This is a genomic window from Pseudoroseomonas cervicalis (assembly GCF_030818485.1).
In the GTDB taxonomy this organism is placed as follows: Bacteria; Pseudomonadota; Alphaproteobacteria; order Acetobacterales; family Acetobacteraceae; genus Pseudoroseomonas; species Pseudoroseomonas cervicalis_A.
In genome coordinates this window covers 549,039-562,229 of record NZ_JAUTAJ010000004.1, presented here as the reverse complement: position 1 = coordinate 562,229, position 13,191 = coordinate 549,039, and the positions used below count along the sequence as shown (strand labels likewise).

At 72.3% G+C, this 13,191-nt stretch carries 13 protein-coding genes; 10 read left to right on the top strand and 3 right to left on the bottom strand.

The annotated features are described in order from the left end of the window. Positions 1–68: 68 nt before the first annotated feature. Positions 69–1,232: an iron-containing alcohol dehydrogenase gene (locus QE401_RS06520; protein WP_307137439.1), complete on the bottom strand. Its 1,164-nt coding sequence runs from the start codon at positions 1,230–1,232 to the stop codon at positions 69–71. 152 nt (positions 1,233–1,384) lie between these two features. Between QE401_RS06520 and QE401_RS06515 the strand changes: the two genes are divergently transcribed. The 4 genes from QE401_RS06515 to QE401_RS06500 all read left to right on the top strand — a co-directional run bounded on the left by QE401_RS06515 (position 1,385) and on the right by QE401_RS06500 (position 6,425). Next, positions 1,385–3,019: a methyl-accepting chemotaxis protein gene (locus QE401_RS06515; RefSeq protein ID WP_307137438.1), complete on the top strand. Its 1,635-nt coding sequence runs from the start codon at positions 1,385–1,387 to the stop codon at positions 3,017–3,019. A 75-nt stretch (positions 3,020–3,094) separates the two neighbouring features. Beyond that, positions 3,095–4,504 (top strand): L-lactate permease, encoded by a 1,410-nt coding sequence (locus QE401_RS06510; RefSeq protein WP_307137437.1) that lies wholly within the window; start codon positions 3,095–3,097, stop codon positions 4,502–4,504. A 143-nt stretch (positions 4,505–4,647) separates the two neighbouring features. Next, complete coding sequence (locus QE401_RS06505) at positions 4,648–6,081, top strand: aldehyde dehydrogenase family protein (protein WP_307137436.1); 1,434 nt, start codon at positions 4,648–4,650, stop codon at positions 6,079–6,081. A gap of 11 nt (positions 6,082–6,092) precedes the next feature. After that, complete coding sequence (locus QE401_RS06500; protein ID WP_307137435.1) at positions 6,093–6,425, top strand: YnfA family protein; 333 nt, start codon at positions 6,093–6,095, stop codon at positions 6,423–6,425. Positions 6,426–6,430: 5 nt separating this feature from the next. Here QE401_RS06500 and QE401_RS06495 read toward each other — a convergent pair whose 3' ends face one another. Beyond that, entirely contained in the window at positions 6,431–6,835 is a 405-nt protein-coding gene (locus tag QE401_RS06495; RefSeq protein WP_307137434.1) for a GFA family protein, read from the bottom strand. Positions 6,836–6,937: 102 nt separating this feature from the next. Between QE401_RS06495 and QE401_RS06490 the strand changes: the two genes are divergently transcribed. Then, positions 6,938–7,087 (top strand): hypothetical protein, encoded by a 150-nt coding sequence (locus QE401_RS06490; RefSeq protein WP_307137433.1) that lies wholly within the window; start codon positions 6,938–6,940, stop codon positions 7,085–7,087. Positions 7,088–7,166: 79 nt separating this feature from the next. Here QE401_RS06490 and QE401_RS06485 read toward each other — a convergent pair whose 3' ends face one another. Further along, on the bottom strand, positions 7,167–8,384 hold the full coding sequence (locus QE401_RS06485; protein ID WP_307137432.1) for an MFS transporter: 1,218 nt from the start codon (positions 8,382–8,384) through the stop codon (positions 7,167–7,169). Positions 8,385–8,506: 122 nt separating this feature from the next. Between QE401_RS06485 and QE401_RS06480 the strand changes: the two genes are divergently transcribed. The 5 genes from QE401_RS06480 to QE401_RS06460 all read left to right on the top strand — a co-directional run bounded on the left by QE401_RS06480 (position 8,507) and on the right by QE401_RS06460 (position 13,175). After that, complete coding sequence (locus QE401_RS06480) at positions 8,507–9,448, top strand: LysR substrate-binding domain-containing protein (RefSeq protein WP_307137431.1); 942 nt, start codon at positions 8,507–8,509, stop codon at positions 9,446–9,448. Between the two features lie 48 nt (positions 9,449–9,496). After that, the gene (locus QE401_RS06475) at positions 9,497–10,477 is read left to right on the top strand and encodes a TRAP transporter substrate-binding protein (RefSeq protein WP_307137430.1); all 981 of its coding nucleotides are present in this window, start codon (positions 9,497–9,499) and stop codon (positions 10,475–10,477) included. Between the two features lie 171 nt (positions 10,478–10,648). Continuing rightward, positions 10,649–11,227 (top strand): TRAP transporter small permease, encoded by a 579-nt coding sequence (locus QE401_RS06470; RefSeq protein WP_307137429.1) that lies wholly within the window; start codon positions 10,649–10,651, stop codon positions 11,225–11,227. Then, entirely contained in the window at positions 11,224–12,501 is a 1,278-nt protein-coding gene (locus QE401_RS06465) for a TRAP transporter large permease (RefSeq protein WP_307137428.1), read from the top strand. The genes QE401_RS06470 and QE401_RS06465 overlap by 4 nt, the downstream gene beginning before the upstream one ends. Further along, positions 12,501–13,175, top strand: coding sequence for a DNA-3-methyladenine glycosylase family protein (locus QE401_RS06460; RefSeq protein WP_307137427.1), 675 nt, complete (start codon positions 12,501–12,503; stop codon positions 13,173–13,175). The genes QE401_RS06465 and QE401_RS06460 overlap by 1 nt, the downstream gene beginning before the upstream one ends. Positions 13,176–13,191: the final 16 nt, after the last annotated feature.

The following is a 13,191-nucleotide window of genomic DNA, read 5'->3' as shown; positions in this document are numbered from 1 at the left end:
CCTGGGGGAGGCTCCGCCTCCCCCAGACCCCCTCGGCCGGGGGGACAGGGTCCCCCCGGACCCCGCCGTCAGTAGGCCTCCCGATACAGCGCCACGATCTCGGCCGCATCCGGCACGCGCGGATTGTTGGCCGGGCTGCCCGAGGCCAGCGCCTGCTCGGCCATCACCGGCAGCGCCGCCTCCCAGGCGGCCGGGTCGATGCCGAATTGCCGCGGCGTCGGTACCCCAAGCTCCCGGTTCAGCGCCTCCAGCTCGGCCAGCAGGGCCGCCGCCGCCTCGCCATCCGGGCTGCCAGCGGGGGAGAGATTCATCAGCCGCGCCGCCTCGGCATAGCGCGCCTCCCCCGCCTTCAGCCCGAAGCGGGTCACCGCCGGCAGCAACATGGCGTTGGACAAGCCGTGCGGCACATGGAAATGCGCCCCCACCGGCCGGCTCATGCCATGCACCAGCGCCACCGAGCTGTTGGAAAAGGCCAGCCCCGCCAGCGTCGCCCCCTCCATCATCGCGCTGCGGGCGGCGCGGTTCTGCGGCTCGGCGAAGGCGGCGCGCAGATTCGCGCCGATCAGCCCCATGGCGGCGCGCGCATAGAGGTCGGCCACCGAATTGGCGCGGCGGGAGACATAGGCCTCCAGCGCATGGGTCAGGCTGTCGATGCCGGTATCGGCGGTGATGCGCGGCGGCACCGACAGCGTCAGCTCGTAATCGACGATCGCCGCCAGCGGCAGCGCGCCCAGCCCCGCGATCAGCATCTTCTCGTCCCGCGCCGTGTCGGTGATGACGGTGAAGCGTGTCGCCTCGCTGCCGGTGCCGGCGGTGGTCGGGATGCAGATCAGCGGCAGCGCGGCGCGGTCGGCGCTGGCCGGCACCTTGAATTCGCGCATCGCCTGGCCGGGCGCGGCGGCGGCCAGGATGTTCATGGCCTTGGCCGTGTCCATCGGGCTGCCGCCGCCGAAGCCGATCAGGCAGTCGAAGCCGCCGCGCTTCAGCACCGCTACCCCGGCCTGCACCACCGTGTCGGTCGGGTCGGCCACCGTGTCGGAAAACACCTGCGCGCGCAGCCCGGCCCCCGCCAGCGGCGCCAGCACCCGGTCCACCATGCCGGAGGAGACGATCCAGGGATCCGTCACCACCAGCGGGCGGGACAGCCCCAGCTCCTTCATCAGCGCCGGCAGGCCGGCCAGCGCGCCGCCCCCCATCAGCAGGCGGCGCGGGGCGTAGCAGGAAAAGGTCACGCGATCTTCCTCCCTTCGTGGTGGCCCCCGCAGGCAGCGCCGGGCGGCGCATCCGCGGCGGGCGGGATTTTCTTAACCCAACCGGCCCAGTCTGCCTGCCTCAGCCGGAGGTCTCAAACATGGGTGGGAGCATAAGGGCCCGTCTGATGGGCATGTTCGGCACCTTGGTGCTGGTGGCGGCGCTGGGCAGCGCCATGGTGTGGCGGGAGCTGAGCGGGATCGAGGACAGCAATCATTGGAGCCGCCACACCCAGGTCGTGCTGGCGCGGCTGGACACGCTGCTGCTCGGCCTGCTGAACGAGGAGACCGCGCTGCGCGGCGCGGCGCTGGGCGGCGGCGCCTATCTGGAGCCGCTGCCCGCCGGCGAGCGCATGGTGGCGGAGAGCCTGGCCGAGCTGCTGCGTCTCACCGCCGACAATGCCGCCCAGCAGGCGCGGCTGCGCGAGCTGGAGCAGCTGGTGGGGCAGTGGCAGGGGCGGATCGCCCAGAACGTGGCCCCGGCGGCGCGGGAGGGCCGGATGGAGGCCGCCCGCACCGCCGTGCTGGCCGCCGAAGCCAAGCCGATGATGGACCGCATCCGTATCCTGCTGGCCGAGGCCAAGGCCGAGGAGCAGGGGCTGGCGCGGCAGCGCGAGGCGGCGGAGGCCGCCGCCTTCGACCGCAGCGCCACCCTGCTGCTGGCCAGCCTGGCGGTGATGCTGGCCGCCGCCATGGGGCTGGTCCTGCTGATGCAGAAGACGGTGTCCACCCCGCTGGCGGCCATGGTCGAGTCGATGCGCCGCCTCTCGGCGCGCGATTACGGCTTCACCCTGCCGCGAGGGCGGCAGCCGAGGGATATCGCCGAGATGTCGGCCGCCCTGGCGCAGTGCCGCGACGGGCTGCAGCAGGCCGATGCCCTGCAGGCGCGGCAGGAGGCCGAGAATCAGCGCCGCCTGGCGCGCGGCGACACGATCGAGGCGCTGCTGCGCAGCTTCGACACCGAGGCGGCGCGCGATCTGGACGATGTCGGCCGCGCCGTGCAGCTGCTGCGCGGCTCGGCGCAGGAGATCAGCCAGGCGGCGGAGCAGAGCAGCGCGCTGGTGCGCAACGTCATGGGCGCGGCCAATGACGCCAGCGCCAATGTGCAGACCGTGGCGGCCTCGGCCGAGGAGCTGGCCGCGTCCATCGCCGAGGTGGCGCGGCAGGTCAGCGAAAGCGCCGCCGTGGCCCGCCGCGCCGGCGAGGATGCCCGGGCCACCGATGGCGCCGTGCAATCCCTCTCCGAGGCGGCGCGCAGCATCGGCGATGTGGTGGACCTAATCACCGACATTGCCAGCCGCACCAATCTGCTGGCGCTGAACGCCACGATCGAGGCGGCGCGGGCCGGCGATGCCGGCAAGGGCTTCGCCGTGGTGGCCAGCGAGGTCAAGAACCTGGCCAGTCAGACGGCCCGCGCCACCGAGCAGATCAGCCAGCAGATCAACAGCATGCAGGGCGAGACGCGGGGCGCGGTGCAGGCCATCGGCAACATCGCCCGCACCATCGCCGATATGGAGCGCATCACCACCCAGGTGGCCGCCGCCGCCGAGCAGCAGGCGGTGGCGACGCAGGAGATCGGCCGCGCCGTGGCCGAGGCCGCGCGCGGCACGCAGGAGGTGACGCGCAACACCGCCACGGTCGGCGAGGCGGCGCAGCGCACCGGGCAGGCGGCGGAGCAGCTGCGCGCCGCCGCCACCGGCATGGCCGACCAGTCCAGCGCGCTGCGCCAGCGGATCGAGGGGCTGCTGAGCGGCATCCGCGCCGCCTGACCGCCCGGCCTGGCGTCCTCCCCCTGGCGTCCCCCCCCTGGCGCGCCGCGCCGCGCGGGGGGAGGATGCGCCGCCATGCTCCTGCTGCTGCAAGCCGCGCCGCTCCTCCTGCTGCTGTCCCTGTTGCTGAGCGGACGCGCCGGTCCGGTGCCGGCCTGCCTGGCCGCGCTGGCCGCCAGCCTGCCGGCCATCCTGCTGACCCTGCCGCCCGGTGCCGCGCTGCTGCCCTTCCTCTCCGCCGAGAGCCTGCGCGGCGCCTATCTGGCGCTGCAGCCGATCGGCGTGCTGGCCGGCGGGCTGCTGTTCCATGCCGCGGTCTCGCGCCTCGGCCCGCCGGACCAGGCCAGCCTGCCGGCCACGCCGCGCCGGATCTTCGCCGCCACCCTGCTGGCCGGCACCTTTGTCGAGAGCGTCACCGGCTTCGCCGTCGGCGGGGTTTTCGCGCTGGCCCAGCTGCGGCGCATGGGGCTGCTGGGCACGCCGGCGGCGGCGCTGGCGCTGATGGCGCTGGTGCTGGTGCCCTGGGGCGGGCTCGGCCCCGGCACGGCGCTGGGGGCGGCGCTGATCGGCGTGCCGCCGCAGGCGGTGGCGCTGGCCACCGCCTGGCCGCACGCCACCTGGCTGCTCTGCCTGGCGCCGGTGTTCTGGCGCCTGTCCGCCCTGGCCGGGGTGCCGGTGCCGGCGGCGGAGAAGCTGGCGCAGTTCGGGCTGATGGGGCTGGTCGCCGCCCTGCTGCTGGCCGCCAACCTGCTGCTGCCCTTCGAGGCGGCGGGCATCCTCGCCTCCGGCCTGCCGCTGCTCTGGGTGCTGTGGCGGCTGGACCCGCCGCAGGGGGCCGCGGGCTGGCGCCGGGCGCTGCTGGCGCTGGCCCCCTGGGCCGGGCTGGCGGCGGCGCTGCTGCTGGCGCGCTCCTGGCATGGCGCGCCGGCCTGGAAGCCATTCCCCACCCTGCCCGCCCTGCCGGCCACCCATGTGGCGGTGGTCCTGGCCCTCGTCTCCGCGCTGATCCTGGCGCTGCGGCCACGGGGCGCGCCGCAGGCGGTGCGGGCGGCGCTGGCGCGGGCAAGGCGGCCGGCGCTGGCCATGCTGCTCTATGTGCTGCTGGGCCGCTGGCTGGCCGGTTCCGGCATCGCCGCCAGCCTGGCCGAGCAGGCCGGCGGCGCGCTCGGCCCGCTCGCCCCCTATGCGATGCCGGTGCTCGGCATGGTCTCCGGCATGGTGACGGGCAGCAATGTCGGTTCCAACGCGGCCTTGATGCCGGTGCAGGCGGCGCTGGGCCAGGCGGCGGGGCTGCCGGCGGCGCTGGCCGGCGGGCTGCACAATTTCTCCGGCGCGGCCGCCTCCGGCATGAGCTTCGCGGTGACGGCGATGATCGCCGGCCTGGCCGGCACCAGCCCGGCGGCGATCTGGCGCCTGCTCTGGCCCTCGCTGCTGGCGATCCCCGTGGTGGGCTGGGCCTGGATCACCCTGGCGCTGTTCTTCTGAGGGTGCGCTCCCTCACCGACAAAGTCTTTTTGCTTCTTTTTCTTCAGAAAAAGAAGATTCTGCTTTTCCGGCTTTGATCCCCTCCCTGGCCAGCCCGCCCGCCCCGTCCTAGACCTTGCGCCAGCAGATCTGCGGAGGAAGCCATGCAGAATTACGGCCATTGGATCGGCGGGCGCAGCGTCGCGGCCGAGCGGCATATCCCGGTTCTCAACCCGTCGGACGGCCATCCCTTCGCGCAGATCGCGCGCGGCGGGGCGGCCGAGATCGATGCCGCGGTGCGCGCCGCGCAGGCCGCGCTGGAGGGCCCCTGGGGCCGCATGCCGGCCACTGAGCGCGGCCGTCTGCTGATGAAGCTGGCGCAGCTGATCCTGCGCGATGCCGAGAAGCTGGCCCAGGCGGAGAGCCGCGATGTCGGCAAGCCGATCCGCCAGGCGCGGGCGGATGCCACCGCCTGCGCCCGCTATTTCGAATTCTATGGCGGCAGCGCCGACAAGATGCATGGCGACACCATCCCCTATGCCGATGGCATGACGGTGATGACGGTGTGGGAGCCGCATGGCGTCACCGGCCATATCGTGCCCTGGAACTACCCGATGCAGATCGTCGGCCGCTCGGTCGGCGCGGCGCTGGCCATGGGCAATGCCTGCGTGCTGAAGCCGGCGGAGGATGCCTCGCTCTCCTCGCTGATGCTGGCCGAGCTGGCGGCGGAGGCCGGTTTCCCCGAGGGGGTGTGGAACGTCGTCACCGGCCTGGGCGAGGAGGCTGGTGCGGCGCTGACGTCGCATCCCGGCATCTCCCACGTTTCCTTCACCGGCAGCCCGGAGGTCGGCACGCTGGTGCAGACGGCCGCCGCCCGGAACACCATCCCGGTGACGCTGGAGCTGGGCGGCAAGAGCCCGCAGCTGGTGTTCCAGGATGCCGATCTGGAGACGGCGGCGGCGACGGTGATGAACGGCATCATCCAGAATGCCGGGCAGACCTGCTCGGCCGGTAGCCGCGTGCTGGTGCAGGCGCCGGTCTTCGACCGCTTCGTCGAGGATCTCGCCGGCCGCTTCGGCAAGCTGGAGGCCGGCCCGGCGGAGCTCGACCTCGATCTCGGCCCGCTGGTGAATGCCGACCAGCAGAAGCGCGTCAACGGCTTCCTCGATTTCGCGAAGCAGGATGGGCTGCGCTTCGCCGGCCAGGGCCGCATCGCCTCCAACGCGCCGGAGGGCGGCTATTACGTGCAGCCGACGCTGCTGGCCGACGTCGCCCCCAGCCATCGCCTGGCCCAGGAGGAGGTGTTCGGCCCGGTGCTCACCGCCATCCGCTTCACCGATGAGGCCGAGGCGCTGGCGATCGCCAATGGCACCCAGTTCGGCCTGGTGGCCGGCGTCTGGACCGCCGATATCGGCCGCGCCATGCGGCTGTCGCGCGGCATCAAGGTGGGCCAGGTCTTCGTCAACAACTATGGCGCCGGCGGCGGCGTGGAGCTGCCCTTCGGCGGCGTGAAGCGCTCCGGCCATGGCCGCGAGAAGGGCTTTGCCGCCCTGGCCGGCTTCGCCTCGCTGAAGACCATCGCCATCAAGCACGGCTGAGGCCGCACCTCATGGCGCGCACCGCCCTGCTCTATCTGGCCGCCGCGCTGGCGGAGATCGGGGGGTGCTTCGCCATCTGGATGGTGCTGCGGCTCGGCCGCTCCGCCTGGTGGCTGCTGCCGGGCCTCGGCAGCCTGGCGCTGTTCGGCCTGCTGCTGACGCTGGTCGAGAGCAGCGCCGCCGGCCGCGCCTTCGCCGCCTATGGCGGGGTGTATATCGCCGCCTCCCTCGCCTGGCTCTGGCTGGTCGAGGGGGCGCGGCCGGATCGCTGGGACATGGCGGGCGCGGCGCTCTGCCTGGCCGGCGCCGCGGTGATCCTGCTCGGGCCGCGCGGCGCGGCCTAAAGCGGCTATTCCGCCAGCCCCTTGCCGCGCGCCGTGGCATGCCGCGGCAGGGCATCGCCCGGCTGCAGCCAGGGCTGGCGGCGGGTGAACCAGGTGTGGTCCTCGGGCGGCACCGCCTCCGGCGCGTCCAGGCTGGCCGTGGCGATGTCGATCTCCGCCCCGTCGCGCTTGCCCCAGCTCAGGCTGCAGCCGCAGGCTTCGCAGAAGCCGCGCTGCACGCCGGGGCTCGATTCGTAATACCGCATCTGGCCACGGACCAGGTGGAAGCTGTCCGACACCACGGTGAACCAGGCCATCACCGGCGCGCCGCTGCTGCGCTGGCAATCGCTGCAATGGCACAGGGTCGGGTGATAGGGCCTCCCCTCGGCCCGGTAGCGGATCGCTCCGCAATGGCAGCCACCGGTCAGCATGCGTCTGTCTCCTCCCTCTCGGCCCGGCGCGGGCCGCTGCTGGAACCCGCGGCCCGGCGCGCCGTTCTCCCTGAGGAAAACACAGCCCAGGGAGACACCGCCATGGCCGACGAGAAGAACCCCGACGCCGACAGCACCGGCACCGAGAAGCCCTTCGAGGAAACCGGCACCCCGCCCGATCAGAAGCCGGTCGACGAAAAGGCCCAGAGCGACGCCGCCAAGGAACGCGCCAAAACCGGCGGCTACCAGTAATCTTTCGGCTGCCGGTCAGGGCCGCGACGGGAGTCGCGGCCCTTTTTGTGGCGTCTGCGCCCAGGGGTGCTCAGTGGGTTCAGCGCGGTGGGGGCAGGCCGGCGGCCAGGCGCAGCGCGGCCAGCAGGGCCAGCGACAGCGAGCCGCCCAGCAGCGCCACCACCCCCTCCCAGCCCCAGGCGGACCAGGCCAGCCCGCCGGCGCCGCCCAGGAGGGCAGCGCCCATGTAGTAGCAGAACAGATAGAGCGACGAGGCCTGCGCCTTGGTCGTCCCGGCCCGCCGCCCGACCCAGGAGCTGGTCAGGGAATGCGAGCCGAAGAAGCCGAAGGTCACCGCCACCAGCCCGGCCACCACCAGCGCCAGATGGTCGGACAGCGTCAGCGCCACGCCCAGCAGCATCACCAGCACGGTGATCCACAGCACGCGCTGCCGGCCGAAGCGGTCCGCCAGCCCGCCCACGAAGGTGGAGCTGCCGATGCCCACCAGATAGACGCTGAACACCGCCGCCACCAGGCTGTGCGGCAGGTCGAAGGGCGGCGCCAGCAGCCGGTAGCCGATATAGTTGTAGAGGGTGACGAAGCTCCCCATGAACAGGAAGCCCTCGAGATAGAGCCAGCGCATGCCGCCATCGCGCAGATGCGCGGCGAAATTGGCGGCGAGCTGCCCCCAGAGCAGCGGGCGCGGCCGGAACTGGCGCGAGGGCGGCAGGCAGCGCCAGAACACCAGCGCCGAGACCAGGCCCAGCGCGCCGATGCCCCCCATGGCGACGCGCCAGCCATAATGGTCCAGCAGCAGCCCGGCCACCACCCGCCCGACCAGCCCGCCAAAGGCCGAGCCGCTGATATAGAGCCCCATCGCATAGCCGCTGGAGCGGGGATGCACCTCCTCGGCGATATAGGCCATGGCGATGGCGGGCAGGCCGCACAGCGTCAGGCCGAGCAGCGCGCGCAGCGCCAGGAACCCCTCCCAGCCCGGCGCGAAGCCGGCCAGCAGCGTCAGCAGCGCCGAGCCGAAGACCGAGGCCACCATCAGCGGCTTCCGCCCCAGCGCCTCCGACACCGCGCTGGCCAGCAGCATGGCGAAGGCCATCACCGCGGTCGGCAGCGACAGCGCCAGGCTGCTGGTGGCGGGGCTGACATGAAAGGCCGCCGAGAAGCCCGGCAGCAGCGGCTGCACGCAGTAGAGCAGCGCGAAGGTCGAGAAGCCGGCGCAGAGGAAGGCCAGGTTGGTGCGGCGGAACTCGGTGGTGCCGCGCTCGATGAAGGGACGGGCCTGCGGCAGGGCGGTGGCGGACATGGGCTCGGTCCTCGGGGCAAGGACTCTGTCTATATGCAGCGCAGCATGGCCCGGTCATTGGTCGCTTGACGCGAAATCATTCGGCGCTACCGAATGTGGAGATTTCGTGGGACCAAAGGTGGATGATGGAGCTGCGGCATCTGCGCGCCTTCCTGGCGGTGGCCGAGACCCTGCATTTCGCCCGCGCCGCCGAGCGCCTGGGCCTCTCCGCACCCTCGCTGACCGAGCAGGTGCAGGCGCTGGAGCGGCATTTGGGCGCCCGGCTGTTCCGCCGCGGCCAGCGCCGCGTGGCGCTGACCGATGCCGGCCAGCTCTTCCTGCCGGAAGCCATGGCGGCGTTGCGCCAGGTGGAGCGCGCGGCGCAGATCGGCCGCCAGGCCGGGCGCGGCGAGCGCGGCATCATCAGCATCGGCTTCGCGGCCTCCGCCGCCTTCGCCGGCGTGCTGGCCGCCAGCATCGGCGATTGGCGCCGCGCCCATCCCGAGGTCAGCCTGCGGCTGCAGGAGATGGAGACGGTGCCGCAGGTCGAGGCGGTGGCGGAAGGCGCGCTCGATGTCGGCTTCATCCGCCCGCCCCTGGCCGTCCCCCCCGGCGTCACCGCGCTGCGCCTGCTGCGCGAGCGGCTGCTGATCGCGCTGCCCGAGCAGCACCCGCTGGCGGCCGAGGCCGAGGTGGCGCCCACCGCCCTGGCCGGGGAGGATTTCATCACCCCCGACCCGGAAAAGGCCGGCTTCCACCATTTCACCCGCCAGCTCGGCCAGCAGGGCGGCTTCGTGCCGCGCATCGCCCATGGCGGGCGCGACCTGGTGGCGGTGGCCAGCCTGGTGGGGCTCGGCCTCGGCGTCGCGGTGGTGCCGGAATCGCTGCGCGACTGCGTGCGCCTGCCCGGCATGGTGTACCGGCCGCTTTCCGGCGAGCCGCTGCTGGCGGAGATCGCCGCCGCCTATCGCCGCAATGAAGCTGCGCCGGCGGCGCGGGATTTCATCCGACAATTGCGCCATGTCGCCGCGACCATGCATGGCATTGCGCCGCAACAGATTGAAACGCGCCCTACCCTCCCCTAGAAATGAGGCAATCGGCGCCGGGAACAACGCGCCGCGGGAGGAACGATCATGAGCATGCTGCGCCGCACCGCGCTCGCCGCCGGCCTTGCCGGCTTCACCGCCCTGCTGGGCGCCGCGCCCGCCATGGCGCAGACCGAGATCACCATCCAGCACCCGCTGCCCACCGCCAACAGCCATTACGGCGCCGGCGCGATGGCCTTCAAGGAGACGCTGGAGCGGCTGTCGAACAACCGCTACCGCGTCACCATCCAGCGCAACGACAATGAGCGCGAGATGATCGAGAGCGTGCAGATCGGCACGCTCGACTTCACCATCACCTCGACCGGGCCGGTCGGAAATTTCGTGCCCGAGGTGCGCACCGTCGACGTGCCCTTCCTGTTCCGCGACTACGCCCATGCGCGCGGCGCGCTGGATTCGCCGATCGGCCAGGAGATCCTGGAGAAATTCCAGCGCCGCGGCCTGGTCGGCGTGATCTGGATGGAGAACGGCTTCCGCCACCTGACCAATTCGCGGCGCGAGGTGAACACGCCGGCCGATATCCGCGGGCTGAAGGTGCGCACCATGGAGAACCAGGTGCATATGCGCGCCTTCTCCACCCTGGGCGCGCTGCCGACGCCGATGGCCTTCTCCGAGCTGATCCCGGCGCTGCAGCAGGGCACGGTGGACGGGCAGGAGAACCCGATCCCGGTGATCGTCGCCAACAACATCAACCAGGTGCAGCGCTACCTGACGCTGACCGGCCATGTCTATTCGCCGGCGCTGCTGATCGGCTCGCCGGCGCTGTGGGGCCGGCTCAGCGCCGCCGACCGCGCGATCTTCCTGCAGGCCGCCCAGGCCGGGCGCGACGCCAACCGCGCCAAGGTCACCGCCGATGAGCAGAGCGGCGTGGACGAGCTGCGCCGCCGCGGCATGACGGTGACGACCAGCGTCGACACCGCGCAGTTCCAGACCGCGCTGGCCTCCGCCTTCGCCCAGTATGAGCGGGAGCTTGACGGCAACCTGCTGCGCCGGCTGCGCGACTGGAAGTGAGCCGCGGGAAGGGCCGCGCGCCCTTCCCCGCCCGACCGGGCGCGGCGCCGCCGCGCCACGCCGCTCCCGGGGCCGCCGCGCCCCGGACCCTTTCCCGGGGCCACGCCATGGCCCGCCATCCAGGAAACTCCGCGTGACCCGCCTCCCGCGCCTTCCCGGGCCGCACCGCCCATGAACACGCTGCCGCTGCAGATCATCGGGGCGGGCAGCCTGCTCGTCACCCTCCTCGCGCTGTGGATCGGCGCGCGGGCGGAGGCGCCGCGCCGCGCCCTCCTCCTGCTCGACCGCGCCATGACCGGGCTGGCCGCCATCCTGGCCAGCCTGGCGCTGGCCATCGCCGCCTGCGCCGGGCTGTGGCAGGTGATCGCCCGCTTCGCCACCGAGACACCCTCGATCTGGAGCGAGGCGCTGGTGCGCACCGCGCTGATCTGGATGGCCATGCTGGGCCTCGCCGTCGCGCTGCGCGCCGGCGCCCTGGTCTCGATCGATGCCGCGCATCGCTACAGCGGCGGCAGCGTCCGGCGCGGGCTGGAGGCGGCGTCGCTGGCCGCCAGCCTGTCGCTGATGGGCGTGCTGTTCTGGTTCGGCTGGAGCATGACCGAGCGGGTGCAGTTCCAGGAGATGGCGGGGCTCGAGGTCTCGATGTCCTGGGGCTATGCCGCCATCCCCGTGGGCGCGCTGTTCGCGATGATCGGCGCGCTCGCCAATTTCCTCGACCGCCGCTCGGCGGAGCTGGAGGCGGCGGTATGACCAGCCTGATGCTGACCGTGATGCTGGTGGGCTTCGCCGCCGGCATCCCCGTGGCGGTGGCCATCGGCCTCGCCGCCATCTTCGGGATCGAGGGCTTCACCCGCTTCCCGATGATCGTCGCCGCGCAGCAGATCTTTGTCGCGCTCGACAAGTTTCCGCTCGCCGCCATCCCCTTCTTCATCCTGGCGGGCAATCTGATGGATGTCGGCGGCATCAGCCGCCGGCTGGTGGAATTCGCCAAATCCATGGTGGGCGGCGTGCAGGGCGGGCTGCCCGCCACCTGCATCGTCACCTGCATGATCTTCGCCGCCATCAGCGGCTCCTCGGTCGCCACCACCTTCGCCATCGGCACCATCATGATCCCGGCGCTGGTGAAGCATGGCTACCCGGTGGGCTTCGCCGCGGCGCTGCAGGCGACGGCCGCCGAGCTCGGCGTCATCATCCCGCCCTCGATCCCGATGATCCTCTATGGCGTGACCACCCAGGTCTCGATCCCGGAGCTGTTCATCGCCGGCTTCGTACCGGGCTTCCTGATCGCCGCCGCGCTGATCCTGACCGTGCTGGTCTGGTGCCGCATCAAGGGCTGGGGCAAGCGCGATGGCGAGGGCCGGCTGCCCTTCGGCGCGGCGCTGCGCCAGGCGGGCTTCGCCCTGCTGATGCCGGTGATCGTGCTGGGCGGCATCTATGGCGGCGTCACCACCCCGACCGAGGCCAGCGTCGTCGCCGTGTTCTACGCCATCCTCATCGGCATGTTCATCCATCGCGAGCTGTCCTGGCGCGACCTCTACCCGATCTTCCGCAAATCGGTGATCTCCTCGGCGGTGATCATGTTCATCATCGCCTGCGCCGCGCTGTTCTCCTACCTGCTGAACCGGCAGGGCGTGCCGGATGCGGCGGCCGAATGGCTGGTGCGGAGCTTCGAGGGGCCGGCGCTGTTCCTGCTCGGCGTCAATGTCTTCCTCTTCATCGTCGGCATGTTCGTCGAGACCAGCGCCAGCATCATCGTGCTCGCGCCGATCCTGGCGGATGCGGCGCAGCGCGTGGGCCTGGACGGGGTGCATTTCGGCACCATCATGGTGGTGAACCTGGCGCTGGGGATGATCACGCCGCCCTTCGGCGTGAACCTGTTCGCCGCCGCCCAGGTCGCCGGCTGTGGCATCGAGACGATGATGCGCTATCTTCTGGTCTTCATCGCCGTGGTGCTGGCCTGCCTGATGATCATCACCTATGTCCCCGCGCTGACGCTTGCCCTGCCGCATCTGGTGTTCCGCTGATGCTGGCGCCGGGGCCCGCCCCCGCGCGCCTGCTGCGCCCGCGCGCGGCGCGCGCCTTCCTCGCCGCCGACCCCGTGCTGGGGCCGGTGGTGCGGCAGGTGGGCGCCATCACCCTCAAACCGGCGAAGCGCGAGCCCTATGAGGCGCTGGTGCGCGCCATTGCCCACCAGCAGGTGCATGGCCGCGCGGCGGAGGCCATGCTGAACCGCCTGCTGGCGCTGTTCCCCGGCCAGGATTTCCCCGCGCCCGAAGGCGTGCTGGCCCTGCCGGAGGAGGCGCTGCGCGGCTGCGGCTTCTCCGGCGCCAAGGTCGCCGCCATCCGCGACATCGCGCTGAAGAGCGTGGGCGGCCTGGTGCCCAACCGCCGCGCCGCCGCCCGCCTGCCGGATGAGGAGCTGATCGAGCGGCTGGTCGCGCTGCGCGGCGTCGGCCGCTGGACGGTGGAGATGCTGCTGATCTTCACCCTCGGCCGGCCGGACATCCTGCCGGTCGATGATTTCGGCGTGCGCGAGGGCTACCGCCTGGCCACCGGCGCCGAGGCCCAGCCCAGGCCCAAGGCGCTGGCCGCCATTGGCGAGGCCTGGGCGCCGCACCGCTCCGCCGCCGCCTGGTATCTCTGGCGCGCCGCGGATCTCGCCAAGGAAGGCCGCTTCAAGGCTCCGGTCGCCATCTGAGGCGGAGCCCATCGCC

Excerpts from the sequence above, each read along its gene's own strand:
- QE401_RS06515 (WP_307137438.1), top strand. The coding sequence starts at position 1,385 with ATGTTCGGCACCTTGGTGCTGGTGGCGGCGCTGGGCAGCGCCATGGTG.
- QE401_RS06510 (WP_307137437.1), top strand. The coding sequence starts at position 3,095 with ATGCTCCTGCTGCTGCAAGCCGCGCCGCTCCTCCTGCTGCTGTCCCTG.
- QE401_RS06505 (WP_307137436.1), top strand. The coding sequence starts at position 4,648 with ATGCAGAATTACGGCCATTGGATCGGCGGGCGCAGCGTCGCGGCCGAG.
- QE401_RS06500 (WP_307137435.1), top strand. The coding sequence starts at position 6,093 with ATGGCGCGCACCGCCCTGCTCTATCTGGCCGCCGCGCTGGCGGAGATC.
- QE401_RS06495 (WP_307137434.1), bottom strand. The coding sequence starts at position 6,835 with ATGCTGACCGGTGGCTGCCATTGCGGAGCGATCCGCTACCGGGCCGAG.
- QE401_RS06490 (WP_307137433.1), top strand. The coding sequence starts at position 6,938 with ATGGCCGACGAGAAGAACCCCGACGCCGACAGCACCGGCACCGAGAAG.
- QE401_RS06485 (WP_307137432.1), bottom strand. The coding sequence starts at position 8,384 with ATGTCCGCCACCGCCCTGCCGCAGGCCCGTCCCTTCATCGAGCGCGGC.
- QE401_RS06480 (WP_307137431.1), top strand. The coding sequence starts at position 8,507 with ATGATGGAGCTGCGGCATCTGCGCGCCTTCCTGGCGGTGGCCGAGACC.
- QE401_RS06475 (WP_307137430.1), top strand. The coding sequence starts at position 9,497 with ATGAGCATGCTGCGCCGCACCGCGCTCGCCGCCGGCCTTGCCGGCTTC.
- QE401_RS06470 (WP_307137429.1), top strand. The coding sequence starts at position 10,649 with ATGAACACGCTGCCGCTGCAGATCATCGGGGCGGGCAGCCTGCTCGTC.
- QE401_RS06465 (WP_307137428.1), top strand. The coding sequence starts at position 11,224 with ATGACCAGCCTGATGCTGACCGTGATGCTGGTGGGCTTCGCCGCCGGC.
- QE401_RS06460 (WP_307137427.1), top strand. The coding sequence starts at position 12,501 with ATGCTGGCGCCGGGGCCCGCCCCCGCGCGCCTGCTGCGCCCGCGCGCG.